This is a genomic window from Flavobacterium sp. A45 (assembly GCF_002001005.1).
Lineage (GTDB): Bacteria > Bacteroidota > Bacteroidia > Flavobacteriales > Flavobacteriaceae > Flavobacterium.
On record NZ_MUNX01000151.1, the window covers coordinates 1 to 18007 of the forward strand.

At 37.9% G+C, this 18007-nt stretch carries 1 protein-coding gene; it reads left to right on the forward strand.

Annotated elements, in window-relative coordinates:
- Nucleotides 1–180 precede the first annotated feature (180 nt).
- On the forward strand, nucleotides 181–17979 hold the full coding sequence (locus B0E44_RS17870; RefSeq protein WP_165688827.1) for a T9SS type B sorting domain-containing protein: 17799 nt from the start codon (nucleotides 181–183) through the stop codon (nucleotides 17977–17979).
- Nucleotides 17980–18007: the final 28 nt, after the last annotated feature.

Sequence of the window (18007 nt, forward strand, 5' to 3'; positions counted from 1 at the left end):
TTTTTAAAGAAATACTTCAAAAATATATTTATTATGAAAAAACCTACTTTTTCAAAATTATTTTTTTCTGTATTTTCTCTGTTTGAAAACTTTTTAAAAAAGGGTTTTCTCTTTTGTGCTTCTACAGCGAAAGAATTGCAAAATTTGATGCAATCACTTTTTTATAAAAGGAACTCATTATTGGGAAAAAGTAAAGCAGTATTCAATGTAGTAGTTGTTTTGATATTGTTAAATAGCACTACAGTTTTTTCTCAACTTGCAGTTCCATTTACCCCAAGACTTTCTGGTGGTAATATCAAAGTAAAGGGAGATGTAGTATTGATTGGTAATAGTGTTGTTAGTGGGAAAGGGTTAGCATTACCTTATACAGGAGGTGGTAATAACAATTCATATGAAGCTGTTTATATTGATGTGGATGGGGACACAGATACTTTTAGTTCAAGTACAGCGGATTTAAAAATTAACAATTCTTGTAAGAATATTGTTTTTGCGGGTTTGTATTGGGCGTCTTGTTACCCCAATGAAGTAGGAACAGATGTTACCAAATTTTTCCAAGGAACTCCTCGACTCAATGATTGGAATCAGGTAAAATTTAAATTGCCTACAGGTGCTTATGTTGATTTGGTTGCGGATAATAATCCTGATCTTGTTGGTGAAGAAGACAATATTATTTTTGACGGTTACCAGTATTACGGCACAAGTGCACCTGCAGATGCCCAATCTTTTAAAGATTCTCCAATAATCTGCTATAAGAATGTAACGAATTTATTGAAAGGATTGACTGATGCTGATGGAACGTATACGGTTGCTAATTTAAGAGCGACACGAGGGTTAAGACAAGGAGGTAGCGGTGGCGGATGGACTTTGGTTGTTATCTACGAAAGCCCTACAGTGCCGAGTAAATTTATATCCGTTTTTGACGGATATGCGGGTGTTCAAGGTGGTGCTACGCTTGATATTCCTGTGAGCGGTTATAGAACATTACCATCACCATTACCGGTTAACGCTAAAATTGGAGTAGCAGCTTTGGAGGGAGACCGAGGAATATCAGATGACAGATTTCAATTTAAAGCCAGTAGTTCGGCAGTTTTCACCAATATTAGTGATGCAGTAAATCCTGCTAACAATTTTTTTAATTCGACTATATCCAATAACGGAGTTAATGTTATTGACCGAAATCCTGCAAGTACAAATACGTTAGGTTTTGATGTTGATAATGTTATAATACCTAATCCAAGTCGATCTGTTATTCCTAATAATTCAACGGCAGGAGATTTAAAACTGACCACAAGCGGTGATGGTTATGGTGCATTTGTTACAACATTTGCAGTCGACATAATTGAACCTACTATTTTACTTACAAAGATTGTAAAAGATGATGCAGGGAATGATGCGAGTAATTTGGATGTAACCCTTGGTCAAAGTTTAAATTATACTATTGGTTTCGAAAATCAAGGTAATGATGATGCCACTTCATTTACTATAAAAGATATTTTACCAATTAATGTAAATTTTAACTATCCAGCAGATATTGTTTCGGTTCCGGCGGGGGTAACACATACGTATAATGCTGCAACAAGAACTATCATTTTTACTATTCCAAATAATTTGGTGCAAAAGACGTTAGTGCCTGGAGGTCCTTTCGTTCATTATGATATCGTTTTAAAAGTTAAAGTGGTACCTACTTGTAATGAATTGAGTGATGCCTGTGAGAATAGAATCCAGAATACTGCTTATGCAACTTATAGAGGAGTTATTAATACTGCACAAATTACAGACGATCCAAGTTTGTCTTCTTATACTTCTTGTAATTTAGGAACACCACAAGCAACCAATTTTCTAGTTGGAGTTAAAGATTGTTTGTTTACTAATAAAGCAGTTCTGTGTGGGAACAGTTCTACAGTAACTGCTTCTAATGGATATGCCAGTTATACATGGACAGGTCCGGGTAATTTCACAGCTACAGGCCAAACGGTTACGGTTACAGTACCGGGTGTTTATAAAGTTTTTGGTGTTGGTAATAAACCTTGTACCGATTATAATGAAGAAATTACAGTTGAACGTTTTGGGGGCATAGCCATAAATCCAGTTAGCGCTTTTGCTGACGAAGAAGTGACTTGTCCCAACGATGGTAAAATCTTGCCTAACATCTTTTTGTGTGGAACCAATTCAATTGGATCAAGTGGAGCCAATTCAAGTAGATTAATAAATACAAACATATCCGATGGATCTACAATTGTTTGGGAAAGACTAAATGAAGCAAGTTGTAGTGCTGTTGCAAATAGTAATTGTGCCAACGAAAGTTCTTCGTGTACTTGGTCAAATGTAGGATCAGGGCCTAGTTATTTGGCTAACACTTCAGGGCAGTTTAGAGTTACTTTTAATTATCCAGGTGGATGTTTTAATCGTTTTTATTTTAATGTATATCAAAATTTATTAAGCCCAACAGTTACTACTAGTGATATTGTTTGTAGTACTTCAGGCAGAATAACGATTGGTGGTGTACCAGCTGGATATGAATATAGTTTGGACGGAGTTACTTATCAATCAAGTAATGTTTTTTCAGTAAATACGGCTAATTCTTATACTGCATATATTAGACAAGTGGGTGTGACTTCAAGCCCTTGTATTTTTACAGTACCCGATATTTTAATAAGAGAGAGAGCTTTTACAGTTGATGTTTCAAATACTAATCCGCTTTGTTATGGAGGAAAAGGAACCGTACAACTGGTAGCCAATGATGTAAATCCACAATATTATTTTAGTATCTATCAAGGGGCAACATTAGTAAACAGTGTTGGTCCAATTGCATCAAATGTTCATACTTTTACGGATCTTAATTCAGGTGTCTATACAGTAAATGTTTCAACAAATCCTTCAACCGATAATTGTGCTTTTACAGGTTCTGTAACTATAGTTGATCCTCCTGTATTGACTGCAACTGCAGCACTTACAACTCCATTAACATGTTCTGACGGAGAAATTACAGTTACTCCAGTTGGAGGAACTGCTCCGTATTTTTATTTTGTAAATAGCGCAACAGTTTTTCAAACCGTGCCAGAAATTGCTGTTACTTTACCGTTGCCAGCAGGTGGAATATATAATATTGATGTAGTAGATAGTAATAACTGTACTTATAAAATTCCGCCATTAATTGTTACTCCGCTTGCTAAACCAGTATTTACTGTAGCGCCGACTAATGTTTTATGTTATGGAGCAAATACGGGGGTTATACAATTTAATGTAACCAATGCGAATGGGTATACACTTGCCTATAGTATAGATAATGGTGTTACATATGTAGCCAATGGTACTTTTTCAAATTTAGTTGCAGGTACTTATACGCCAATTTTAAGATATAGTTTAAACGGAGTAGATTGTTTCGATCCCCAACCCGCCATTACTATTACAGAACCAGCTTCAGCTGTAACAGCTTCTGCTGGTGTATCGGAGTTAGCAGGATGTGGTATAGCTCCTACGCCTAAAAACTATGGTAAAGTACGTATCACCAACCCACAAGGAGGAGTGTCACCTTATGAGTACAGTTTTGATAACCAAGCCACTTGGACCACAACCAATGATGCTTTTAAAGCTCCTGGAACTTATAACTTATATGTTAGAGATGCTAATGGTTGTATTTTTAGTGCGCCAATAACGCTTGATCCAGAACCAGTCGAACCACAAATTGATGTGGCAACTCCGGTTGATTTTAATTGTGATGGTACTGCGACCAGTACGGTAACCGTTGCCAATCCAGGGGGTGTTACTTATACGTATGATTATTATTTGGATGGGGTAAAAAATACCAACACTCCTAATAATGTGTTCCTAAATGTTGCTCCTGGTACACATGCTATTAAAGTAGAATACAAATTAAATTCAGTTCCAACTTTTAGTAATTTATTAAATGAAAATTTTGGAACTGGAAATTCAACAACTGCTCCAGGAATTGCAGCAGCCTACTGTTTTAATGACTTGAGAGTAAGTGCTCCATATTTGTGTGGTACCCGTTCTGTAGAGGATAATCAATACTCGGTAACTTATGACTTCTGGAGAAGTGATGATCCTTCGGGAACAAATGTTGGGGCTTGGTATCATTTTAAAGATCATACTACTAACCCTAATAATCTTGCTGGTGTTGGAGACCCTAGAGGACGTTTCTTGCTAGTAAATATTGGCTCAGCAGCTGGTCCAAACGGTGTTTTGTACAGTAAACCAATTATTGATGTTATCCCCAATCAACCGGTAAAAGTTGATTTTGCAGTTGCTAATTTATTGCGTGCTGGAATTAATGGAGCAGCTCCAGATATTTTGGTGCAATTAGTAGATGGATCAGGGACTGTAGTAGCACAACAATATTCAGGTAAAATTGCAGAGTTACCAGGAGATGCTAATCGAAACAAATGGGTGCCTATTTCTTTAACATTAAATCCAGGGAATAATACTAATCTAAGATTTGTGATTCGTTCTGGAAGTATTTTGTATAGCGGTAATGATGTTGTTATTGATGATGTTCGTGTATATCAATTGCCTAAGTCTTGTCTGTCAACCAAAGATTTTACTATAATTGTGCCAACAGGGAATGCCTTTAGCGCCCAAATTGCTGGAACTAAAAACGTAACCTGCGCAGGAGCAAATAATGGAGAAATAACAATAGCCGCTCAAAATTTTGAAGCTGCTGGATTTCAATATTCTAAAGACAATGGTGTAACATGGCAAACAGCTACTTCATCGCCAGTGATTATAACTGGATTAGCGGGAGCTTTGTATAAAGTAATCGTTCGCCCTGACGCATCTTCAGCGGCATCTTGTTCTAAACCGTTTGATGTAACTATAAATACGCCAGCAGCAGTAACCGCTTCTGCTTCTATTACTGTACAAGCCACTTGTACTACAGGTGCTACGATTACTGCAGTAGGAGGTGGAGGGACGCCAGCTTACCAATACGAGTTGCGTCAGTCTAATGGAACGACGGTAATTACAGCTTTCAATAACAATGCTAATTTTACAAATGTTCCAGCTGGTAGTTATACTGTATTTGTTAGAGATGCTAATGGATGTAGTAATGCTACGGGATATTCTATCACAGTAACGGCTCCACCGGCACTGACTGCTACTTTAGATACTACGACCGACTACTGTTATACTACAGCTAATCCAGCTACTCTTGTAGTAGGCCTTACAGGTGGAGTTGGTCCATTTACTTATAAATTAAACAGTAATGCAGCGGTTAGTTCTGCATTGACTACTTTTTCATTTGCTAATGTAGCGCCAGGAACGCATACAATTGTAGTGACGGACAGCAACAATTGTACAGCCACTATTTCAAGTATTGTAATTGCACCACAAATAGGGTTTAATGTATCTTTATTGAATGATTTAACATGTTTGGTAGATGCATCTATTGGTAATCCAAATGTTACCAATGGTAATGGTGCACCTTATACTTATACAGTATCTCATAACGGAGGAACGCCAACTACAGTGGCAGCTTTCCCATTCACTGCAACTCTTTCAGGGACTTATGTGTTTACAGTTACTGATAGTAGAGGTTGTCCAGCTGCAAGTAATACAATTACTGTTACGGCCAAAACTACTCCAGCCATTACCACAACAAAAACCGACATTACCTGTAATAATGCCAATGACGGTAGTATAACTGTAACTGCTTCTGGTGGATTTACTACTAGCTATACTTATGCTATTAAGTTAAGTGCTTCAGCGACTTATACAACACAAACTTCAAACCAATTTACGGCTTTGCCGGCGGGTACTTATAATGTAAAAGTTATTGACAGTAAAGGTTGTGAGTCTGCAGTAAGTAATGTTACTATCGTGAATCCAGGCGTGGTTACAGGAAATATTAGTGCTACTGATATTGGCTGTAGCCCGACAGGAACCGTGCCAGCAGTCGTTACAGTTACGGGTTCTGGAGGTACAGGAACTTTACAGTATAGTTTCAATGGAAACTCTAATTTTACCACATCTAATACCTATACCACAGCAACAGCTGGAACGGTAACGGCTTATGTTAAAGATGCCAATAATTGCCAAATAGGGCCATTATCAATAGTTATAGCAGCTCCAGAACAATTTACAAGCATTACTATTACTGATTCTGGATGGGATTGTGCGACTACACCCGCTGGTGGTCATGTTAATATTGCAGGTATTGGTGTTTCATCTCCAAAAAGATATAGCATTATTTCTGGTCCAGCAGGTTTTGATTCAACTGAGAATTCAGATGGAGAATTTAAAGGATTAGCCCCAGGAGCTTATGTTTTCCAAGCTAGGGATACTAAAACCAATTGTACCATAACAAGATCTTATACAGTTAGCGGAACTCCTGATGTTGTGGCGGGTGGAAGTGTAATCAGTCCAATTAAATGTTTTGGAGGTAATGGTAATATTCAGTTTACTGTATCAGGATTGAATACTCATAGATATGATTATGTTGTTACAAATACTTTAGGAACTATAATTGATAGTAAGAATAATCAATCGGCACCTACAATTTCTTTAAATAATTTACCAGCTAGTAGTTATACAATAGTAATTACAGATAGAACCACAAAATGTACTGATGATTACACGCTTACACTTACACAGCCAACGGCAGCATTAGCAATTACAAGTGCTACAGGAACCAATGTAAATTGTAATAACGATAATTCTCAAATTACGGTTGTTGCCGCAAATGGAACACCAAATTATATGTATGCAGTATTACCAGCGGGTAGTTTAGCTGCACCTACATTCGTTACAAATAATGTATTAACTGTAGATACTAATTCAGGTACAGTATTATCTTGGGATGTCTATGTAAAAGATGCCAATGATTGTACCACAAAAACGACTGTTACAGTTATTAGTGATGCTTTGCCAGCGATTACCAGTGTGGTAGTTGGTGGACAATGTACAGCCTCAGGAAGTACTTTTACCATTACCGCTACACCTTCGGCCGCAAGTTTAACACCATTAACTTATGGAATTGCAGGTCCAACTGGCGCTTTTCAAGCGAGTCCAATTTTTAACGTAGCAGCAGGTACTTATACCGTTTACATCAAAGATAAAAATGGTTGTATTGTAGCAGCACCAGCTCCAACAACGGTTTATCCACAATTAGCTGTATTGGCTCAAGTTACTAAGACATTGGATTGTAATACAGCAGGACCAAATGCAACGATAACTGCAACAATAACAGGTGGTAAAGCGAATTATAGCTATTCAATTACTAATAGTGGGGGTACTTCAGTGGCTTCGGCTACCGGGGTTACTGGGCCAACTATTACTTATACTGGAGCTGCGGCAGATACTTATACTGTAACAGTTACAGATGCTAACACACCTGGCTGTACTGCAACAAGTACAGCAACAGTAGATCCAATAACTAATCCTACTGTAAGTGCTACTCCAACCCATGTAACTTGTAATGGAGGAAACAACGGGGCTGTACAATTAGCAGGTTCAGGAGGTTCTGGCGGATACACGTATAGTGATGATAATATTACTTTTGTTCCAACAAGTTTGTTCTCAGGATTAACGGCTTCAGCTACACCATATACCTTTTATGTAAAAGACAGTAAAGGGTGTATAGGTTCGATTGCAGTTACTATTACTGAGCCTACTGCTTTAGCAGCCACTGTTACAGAAGTTACTTTTACATGTTCACCTACAAATACAAAAGTGGCGGGTACTGTTACCATCAACACTACTGCTGGAACAGGTACTTCGCCTTATAAATACAGTTTCAACGGAGGCGCTTTTGGAAACAATAACTTGTTTACAGTAAATGATAATGGTTCAGATCAGCCATATACCTATAGTGTACAAGATGCCAATGGATGTACTATTTCGGGTTTAGGAACACTATTTAGACTTAATCCACCAACGATTGCCACCATTACCAATACGCCAATTTATTGTGCACCTGTAGCGAGTACTACCAGTACAGTAACTGTACCAGTAACTGCTGGTACAGGAGTTGCACCATTAACCTATGTTATTACTTCGGGTCCAGTGATTAATGCAACAGGAGTTTCAAGTGGAGTCTTCTCAGGATTAACTGCCGGAAATTATACTTTCAAAGTAACAGATGCCAACGGGTGTTACTACACTGAATCACATACTATTGCGCCTGTAACTCCAATTGCTGTAACGGCAACCAAATTATCTGATGTGGATTGCAAAAACGATACAACAGGTAGTGCACGTTTTACAGTTACTGGATTTAGTAGTTCTCTAAATTATACTGTGGTTACTTCACCAGTGATTCCACCAGCACAAATTGCAATTGCAGGTGATGTTTATACCATTACAGGTCTTGCAGACGGAACGTATTCTTTTAGTGTTACGGACATCACAACGGGTTGTACCGATAGTAAATCCGTAACCATTATAGAACCAACTGCGGCTTTAACTATTACTTCTGCAACTGCAACTAATGTGTTCTGTAGTAATGACAATTCACAAATTACAGTAACCGCTACAGGAGGAACCACTAATTATGGTTATGCAGCAGTTGTTTCAGGTGATCCAGTTCCTACTGTTTTTGGAACTTCGAATGTTATTACAGTAGATACCAATACTGGAGCTAATTTAGTTTGGGATGTTTATGTTAAGGATGCGAAAGGATGTATAGCACAAACTCCGGTTACAATTATCAATAATGGTTCCCCAACAGTTACAGCATCTGTTTTTAATCAATGTTCAGCTACTGGAAGTGCTTTCCAAATTATAGCTGTAGGTGCTGGTGGTTTAGCGCCTTATACGTATACTATAAATACAGGTGTAGCGCCAAGTCCAGCTAATACCTTTACAGTGGCAGCAGGATCTTATACTATAACAGCAACAGATGCTAATGGTTGTCTAACTACTACAACCGTTACCGTTAACCAAGCGTTAACCGCAACGGCATTGGTAACCAAAGATATTACTTGTTCTACATCTGAAGAAGCTACAATGAAAGTGGATGTTTTGGGTGGATTAGCACCTTTTGGATATAGAGTAAATATTGATGGTGCTGGTTTTTCAGGTGCTGTTATTCCTTTCCCAATTGCAGGAACAACATTGAATTACACCGATACAGGAATTGTTATTGGAAAATCATATCAATTTGAAATTACGGATGCTAATGGTTGTATTAGAGTAACTAATACTGTTAATACCAATACACCAACACCTGTTACAGCTACAACAACTGTAACAGATTTGACATGTTATCAATCAGGTAATGGTGTGGTAACCATAAATCCTACTGCAGGTGTAGCACCATTTGAATATAGTTTTAATGGTTCAGGTTTTTCAGCAGTTTCCTCTTATTCTAACTTAGCGGTCTCTACAGGCCCGGGTTATCCTTACATTGTAAGAGATAGTAAAGGTTGTGAATTTCCAGGATTTGCAATTGTGAATCAACCTACAGAAATTCTTTTTACAGCTACACCAGTTAATATGACTTGTAGTGCTGCAATTATAGCAGGTTCAGTTACGGTTAGTGCAATAACAAATGGAGTTGCTCCTTTTAATTATCTTTTAAGAAACCTTACAACTGGTGCAGTAATAACTCATCCTGATCCTACTGGGGCTAGTTTTACATTTGCTAATTTGAGTTTTGGTAATTTTGAAGTAATAGTAACGGATGCTACAGGTTGTTCAAAAACTGTGAGTAATATACAAGTACTTGCTCCACCAGATGATTTAGTTATAAATCTTTCAACAACAGCTGACTGTACAAATGGGGCTACTATAATTGTTAGTGTTAATCCTATAGTTATACCACCAATACCAGATTATGAGTTTGGAATTTATGATTTAGCTGTGGCGCCATTTAGTACTAGTTTCTTAGCACCAGATGGAGCAGCTTCGCCTGCGAATAGACAAAGAACATTTACAAACCTAATACCAGGAGTTGTTTATACATTTGTGGTTAGGGATAATATAACAGGTTGTTATTATTTTGAAAAAGCTTCTGGACCAATACCTCCTTTGACAGGGATGACTTCAAGTGCTCCAGTGGCTAATAATGTTACTTGTACAGGAACCGCTACAGGTAGTGTTACCTTTACTCTTAGTAATTATGATGCAACATCTGTGAATTGGGAAATATTTTCTGATCAAACCAATATTTCAACAGGAATTTCAGGATCTATAGTAACAGCCGCACCTACCACAGTTACAACACCTCCAGGTCTTATTCCTGGTAATTACTATGTTAAGTTTACAGAAGTGGGTGGTTCATTTCCAGGCTGTACTAGTGCATCAACTATTTTTTCAATTATTGAATCTCCAGTGCTTTTGGACTTAAGTGTTTCCTCAACTAGAAATGACAATTGTAATGCTAATGCTGGTCAAGTTATAGCAATACGTAGTGGAGGTACTGGCCCATTTTTATATCAAATAGTAGCTGATAATGGTGTAATTGGTATTGATGCTGCAGATACACAACCTACTATTATCTCTTTTGTGTCACCTACTCATATCCCAAGTACGTTTAATGTAGAATCAGGAAATTACATTGTTTGGGTTAAAGATAGTAGAGATTGTATTATAGGGAAGCCAGTAACTGTTTTACTTGACCAAAGTCCTAAAATTGGCTTGGCTGTGGTTAACAAATGTGTGACTGAAGGTAATTTCGGCATCATTGTTAGCGCAGTTCCAACAGTAACACCACCAGAGACAGGAATGGGAACAGGAGCTCTTTCAATTAGTATCGATGGAAGTACTTATACTAATTTACCTCTGCCATATTTACCTTATACTGTAACCGGATTAAATTCTGGATTGCATACTATCATTATCAAAGATGCTAATGGTTGTACTTATACTGAAACAATAACTATTGATGTACCATTGGTAGCTACACCTGCTATTACTGCATTACCAACTTGTGCTGATAATGATGGTGTGATTACAATGTCTGGAACAGGTGGTCCTGTTGCGGGTACTTATACCTATACTATTGCGCCAACCTTTCCAAGTGTTGCCATAAATAATACAACAGGAGTTATTTCGGGATTACCAGCAGGAACGTACACGGTGACTATGACAGATACCGCTATTCCAACTAATTGTACCACAACTGCGGTTGTTACTTTAGGAGCTCCAACACCAGTAACATATAACACTGCAACTACTCCAGCTTTGTGTGTTGGCGATAGTAACGGTAGTATAACTGTGACACTTTTAGCGGGCAATGATAATCCTAGTTATACCTACGAAATTATTGCAGGACCTCAATTGGCAGTTGCTCAATCTTCAAACATATTCTTAGGATTACTACCAGGAACTTATACGGTAAGAGTAAATTCTGGAAGAGGTTGTTCAACAGATGATACTAATGTAATTGTTGCTCCAGCAACGCCATTAACAGCTAGTGCGGCTTTCCCAGCCAATACTACTTGTAACACAGCTACTGTAGTTACTGTTACAGCTGGTGGTGGTACTGGTTCAGGCTATTTATACAATTTTAACGGATTGGGTTATACATCTGATCCAACTTATACCGTAGATGACAATGGAAGTGTCCAAACGATAAGTTATAGAGTAAAAGACGCAAATGGTTGTGAAACGGCACTTCAAACTATTGATGTTGATCCGTTAAACAAACCTACTGATTTGGATTTTACGCTATCAACAGCACCAACTTGTCCAGTACCTACATCAGGTATTACGGTAAGTGCTACTAATGGAGTGGGTGCATTAACTTTCGAAATTGTTCAATTTAATGGTGCTGCTACAGCACTTTATCCGCCACAAATTACTACAGGTTTTGCTGTGCCAACAGTATTCAACAATTTACCAGCAGGTGATTATATGTTCCAAGTAACCGATTCTTTCGGTTGTACCTATCAAGAGTCGTATACAGTAACTCCAGTGACAAACATTACTTTGGCAACAACTGCTAAAACGGATGTGACTTGTTTTGGTGCTAATGATGGTTCGGCTACTTTCAAAGTAACGGATTTCACAAGCTATACTGCGAGTTTAACAGTTGGAACGGGAACACCTGTAATTACAGCTGATATAGTGACTTTGACTGGTTTAGCTCCTGGTAATTATACCTTGCAAGTAACGGATGCAACAACGGATTGTACAGCCGATGTATCTTTTGTTATTGCAGAGCCAACAGCTTTAGGATTAACATTAGTAAGCAACTTGAATGCGAATTGTAATTCAGGTGCTGTAGTTAAGGTTCAAGGAACTGGTGGAACACTTAATTATACGTATGCTTTTGTAGATAATGGAATAACGCCTCTAGCTATTGATTATACAGCAAGTGACAATGGCACACTTGCCGTTACTTTACCTAGTCCTAATGATTATGATGTTTGGGTAAAAGACGCCAACGGTTGTACGTTTAAATTAGATGTGAGTGTTGCATTTGATGCTACACCAACGATTGTACCTCCAGTGGGTCAATGTTATGTAGGTACTGCATTAACTACAGATTTGGACTTAGTAACCACAACATTTAACGGAAATAAAGCGTATACAGTAAATGGTACAGCAATAGCGACTTCAATAGCTACATTCACTGTGCCAGGCACATATATATTAGGAATTAAAGACGACAATGGTTGTGCAGCTTTTGTAAATTATACTATTCAACCACAATTGACTTTACAAGCCGATATGACACAAGATTTGACTTGTGCAATTAATGCAAGCGTAACTCTAACAGCTGCAGGAGGGGAAACCCCTTATGTGAGTTATGAGGTAAATGATGGTACTGGATATGTTGCATCTGCAAATCCATTTATAACTAATACTGCTGGTACTTACAAATTTAGAGTAACCGATACGCAAGGTTGTCAAGCAGAGTCACAAGATGTCATTGTAACTCCAAATACAACTCCAGCAGCATTGACTGCTCCAACTATGGTTAGTTGTATTGGTGATACAGATGGAACGATTACGTTAACTCCATCAGGAGGAATTATTCCTTACCAATACAGTATTGATGGCGGAACGACTTATCAAGACTCAAATGTTTTTGATGGTCTTGGAATTGGTACATATACAATATTAGTTAGAGATGCGAAAATGTGTATTTCTGCACCTATTTCAGAAACTATTGGACAGCCAACAGCGGTTACAGTAATAGCTGAAGTGGTAACGCCATTTGGTTGTGATACTGCGAATGCTCCACAAGATGCAATAGTTACTATTACTGCAGGCGGAGGAACTCCAGGATATACCTATAGTTTTGATAATGGTACCAATTGGCAAGCTTCTTCTTCATTCTCTGTAAACAGTGCTCAAACTATCAATTATGTGGTTCGTGATGCTAACGGTTGTAGTGTTTCAGGTTCAGCTGTTGTTGATCCATATTCTCCACCAACGGACATGGATATTACGGCTAGTCCAATTTATTGTAATACACCAGGAACAGTGGCTACAGTTACGGTTAATAGTGTGTCTGGTGGAGTAAGTCCTTATGTTTTTGAAATCATATCGCCTGCATTAGCAGCGACGGTACCAAGCGCACCAAGTGCAGTGCCATTTAGTTTTGCTAATTTGGCTCCAGCTACTTACACTATCAAAGTAACGGATGCCAATGGTTGTAGTACCATTAAATCTATTATAGTAGAGGAAGCAGATAAAATTGCGGTTATTCCTCAATTAATCAATAATGTGTATTGTAATGGTGATAGCACTGGAGTAATTGAATTTACAGTTTCTAATTATATTACAGCGGGGAATTATTCTTATAATTTGCTTCCAGTTCCGACAGTTCCTCCAACTGTAACAGGTGATGTAATTCGCTACACTGATTTATCAGCAGGTAGTTATACTTTCACTGTAACTGATGATGTTTCTGATTGTATTGCTACAATTACGAATTTTGTAGTTAGCCAACCAGCTTTGGCATTAGATTTTAACACCACAGCTACAAACATCAATTGTAATAATGATAATGCCACCATTACAGTTGCGGCATTTGGTGGAACAGCAGATTACAAATATGCAGTAGTTCCAACAACAGCAATAGCACCTGTAGTAAGTGCATATGGATTGGGTAACTTACTTACCGTAGATACGAATTCAGGAGCAAACATGACTTGGGATGTGTATGTAATGGATGCAAATGGTTGTGTTACTTTCAAATCTGTAACCATTCTAACCGATGCAAATCCAGTAATTACATCAGCAATTCATACGCCGTGTGTGAGCGCTACAGGTACTTATGATATTACAGTAACGGCTTCTGGATTCAGTACAGCTTTACAATATAGTGCCGATGGTTCTAATTATCAAACGGGTAATGTAATCAAGGTGAACGCGCCAGGTACATATAACATTACGGTAAAAGATGCAAATGGTTGTATTTCTGCTGGAACATCTGTTACGATTTTAGATCCGCTTATTTTAACCCCAACGGTTACTACGCCAGTATCTTGTGCAACGAATGACGGGGTAGTATCGGTGAGCACAACGGGCGGTTCAGGTAATTATATTTATAATATTGATGGAGGTGCTTTTGCTTTAGTAGCTTCATTCCCTAATGTTGCATCTGGATCTCATATAATTGGAGTTCGTGATACTACTACTTTGTGTGAAGTATTTGCTACTGTTAATTTACAAGCAGCAACTCTAATTACTGGTTTTGCTTTAGCTAAGACAGATGTAACTTGTAACGGAGGTACCGATGGAACGATTATCGCTACAATGGCTACACCAGCTCCGGGAATAAATGATAATCCTGTCTATATGTATAGCTTAAATGGTGGTACACCTCAAGCTTCTAACTTATTCAGTGGATTATCAGCAGGAACTTATACAGTAGTGGTAACTTCTGAAAGAAATTGTATTGATTCTGAGACGATCACAGTAGCTGAACCAGCGCTAATTAACGTGCCAGCTCCTACTTTAGTTCCATTCGGTTGTACTTCTGGAAATGTGAGTAACTTAGCTACTATTACAGTTGTAGGTGTTACAGGTGGTTCTAATTCTTATTTGAACTATGAGTTCATCAAAGTAGGAACACCAAATACACAGGTACAGTTTGGCTCTAGCAATGTGTACACCGAAGCTAACTTAACCGGTGGTTCTTATATTGTCAATGTTTATGACAGCAAAAATTGTATTGGAACAAGTACAGCTCCAATCACTATTGCACCTTACATTGCTTTGGATAAAGTAGACGTAACCGTTAATCAAGCTATAACATGTAATAACTTAGAAAACATCACAGTTACAGCGATTACTATTGGTGGACCAGCTACTAATTTACAGTTTACAGTTCAGGATGTAACTTATGATAATAGTACTACACCTCCAACTGCTAATTTAGGGGTTGGTTATAATTTAGCTCCAACTTCAGTTGTTGGAAATACTGCTACTTTTATTGATTTACCAATTGGTAATTACTTAATCACGGTTAGAAACTTAGATACACAATGTGAAATCCAAGGGGTACATTATGTAAATGAGCCAAATACTTTCGATTTGACCATAGACAATGTTGTAGATGTCACTTGTTTTGGAGGTACAAATGGAAGCGCTAATGTGACTTTGATTGATAGAGTGATTACTGCAAATAGTCCAAATCAAGCTGGACCGTTTAGCTATACTCTAGTAGATGCATTAGGTGTTTCATTGCCAAGTGGTACTTCAACTGCTGCAGGAACAGTAGCATTGACCAACTTAGCTGCGGGAACCTATACGATTACCGCTACATTAACCAATACGCCTTACTGTGTCGTAAGCAAAAACTTTACTGTTAATGGGCCTACAGCTGCATTGACATTAGGTGAAACTCATACTGCAATAACTTGTGTTACGGGTAACAATGATGGAACTATTTCTGCAACTGCAACTGGTGGATGGCCAGGAGGATACGAGTTCCAGTTATTAAAAGGTGCCACCGAAGTACAAGCTTACGGAGCAAATAACAATTGGTCTAATTTAACGGCTGATACTTATACCATTAATGTTAGGGATTCTAAAGGTTGTGTAGCCCCTCAAACGGTTGTGTTGAGTAATCCTTTACCAATAACTTTCACGGCAGTACCTAGTATTTCAATGTTAGCTTGCAAAGGCGATACTAGTGCAACAATTACTGTAAGTGCCCCAACAGGAGGTCAAGGTTCTAATTACTTGTTTACTTTGAATACAACTTCGGCTAGTCCAATAATTTCTAATGGTCCTCAAGCTGGAAATGTATTTGCCAATTTAGGCGCAGGAACATATACAGTAACAGTAACTGATGGATGGGGTTGTGGAACTACTTCTGCCCCTATAACTATAGCAGAGCCAACTATTGTTTCAGCTAGTTTGGTAGTTGCAAGTACTCAAACTTGTTTAACTCAAACTGCTTTAACATTAAGTGCAGCAGGAGGAACGGCACCATATACTTACAGTACTACTCCAAACTTTGTATCTAGTATAGCTATGGTTGGAAATAGCGCTACTTTCCAAGTGCCTGTAGGAACTTATCGTTACTATGTACGTGATGTGAATGGTTGTACGAGTATTGTTTCTAATGACATTAAGATTGATGCATTGGTGCCATTAACTATTAATTTAGATGTTACTAATTCAGTTATCAATTGTAAAGATGATGCAACTGGTGTTATAGTTGCAGTTGCAAATGGTGGTTTAGGTAATTATGTATATACCTTACTTGATGATGCTACAAACTTGCCAATTGCTGGTGCTGTTCAAACGACACCGGGTAATTTTACTCAATTAGTTGCTGGTAATTATAAAGTTAACGTAGTTAGTGGTGATTGTAACACTACCACTAGTGTAATACAAATTAATGAGCCTATTTTACCATTAATTGCTCCAGTTGTTGTAACTCCTGTAAGCTGTAATGGAAATGGAGACGGAAAAATTGAAATCAATGCTTCTGGTGGAACGGGAATAATCAAATATGCTATTTCACCTAATCTGAATCAGTTTTTCGTATCGGGTACCTTTATTAATTTGAAACCTGGTGTTTATGATATTATTACTCAGGATCAAAATGGTTGTTTTATTTTAGATCAGCATACAATTGTCGAGCCAACTTCAATTGTTGCTAATGTAGTTCCAGGCTCTATTCAACAAGAATTATGTGCAGGTGAGAAAACAGGTGAATTTGCTATCACTATTACAGGAGGAACCGCTCCATATAGTACAAGTATTGATAATCCGAATGGAGTTTATGTTCCGAATCAATTACTATTCACTGGACTTTCTGGAGGAAACCATACGGTGTATATTCAAGATGCGAATACGTGTACTTTTGAAATGGAAGTGGCTTTAGACGCTGCGGTTACTTTAAACCCAATTGCAACAGTATCTAATGAATGTGTGAATGATTTACCAGCCAATAAAGTTACTGTAACTATTGATCCTAGTAATGTTTCTACCGATGTGAAGTACTCTTTAGACAGTACTGGAGTCGAGCAAGACAGCAATGTGTTTACCAATCTAACGCCTGGGGATCATTTTATAATGGTACATCATAAAAATGGTTGTATTGATGCAACAGATACATTCACAATTGACAGAATAGATCCACTAACCATTTCGATAGATCTTGGTGGACTAAATGAGATTGTCGCTACTGTTACTGGTGGTTCTGGGGTGTATCGTTACTCTGTTAATGGTCAGGATATAGGATCAGACAATAAATATATTTATTTTAGATCTGGAGACTACACGGTTACTGTTACCGACAGTAATGGTTGCTCTGTATCTGCAACTAAGTATTTTGAATTTATTGATATTAAAATACCAAATGTCTTTACACCAAATGGAAGTGGTACTAATGACAGCTGGAAACCAACGAATACCGAGAACTACCCAAATATTAAATTTGTAGTTTATGATCGTTATGGACGTGAAGTAGGTACTTTTGGAGCGGGGCAATTTTGGGACGGTAAATACAATGGAACTGAGTTGCCAATGGGTGATTATTGGTATGTGTTGAAATTGAAACACAATCAGGATGAACGTGAATTTGTAGGTCATTTTACCCTATACAGATAAGAAGAGTGAGGAGTTATCCAAAAATGAA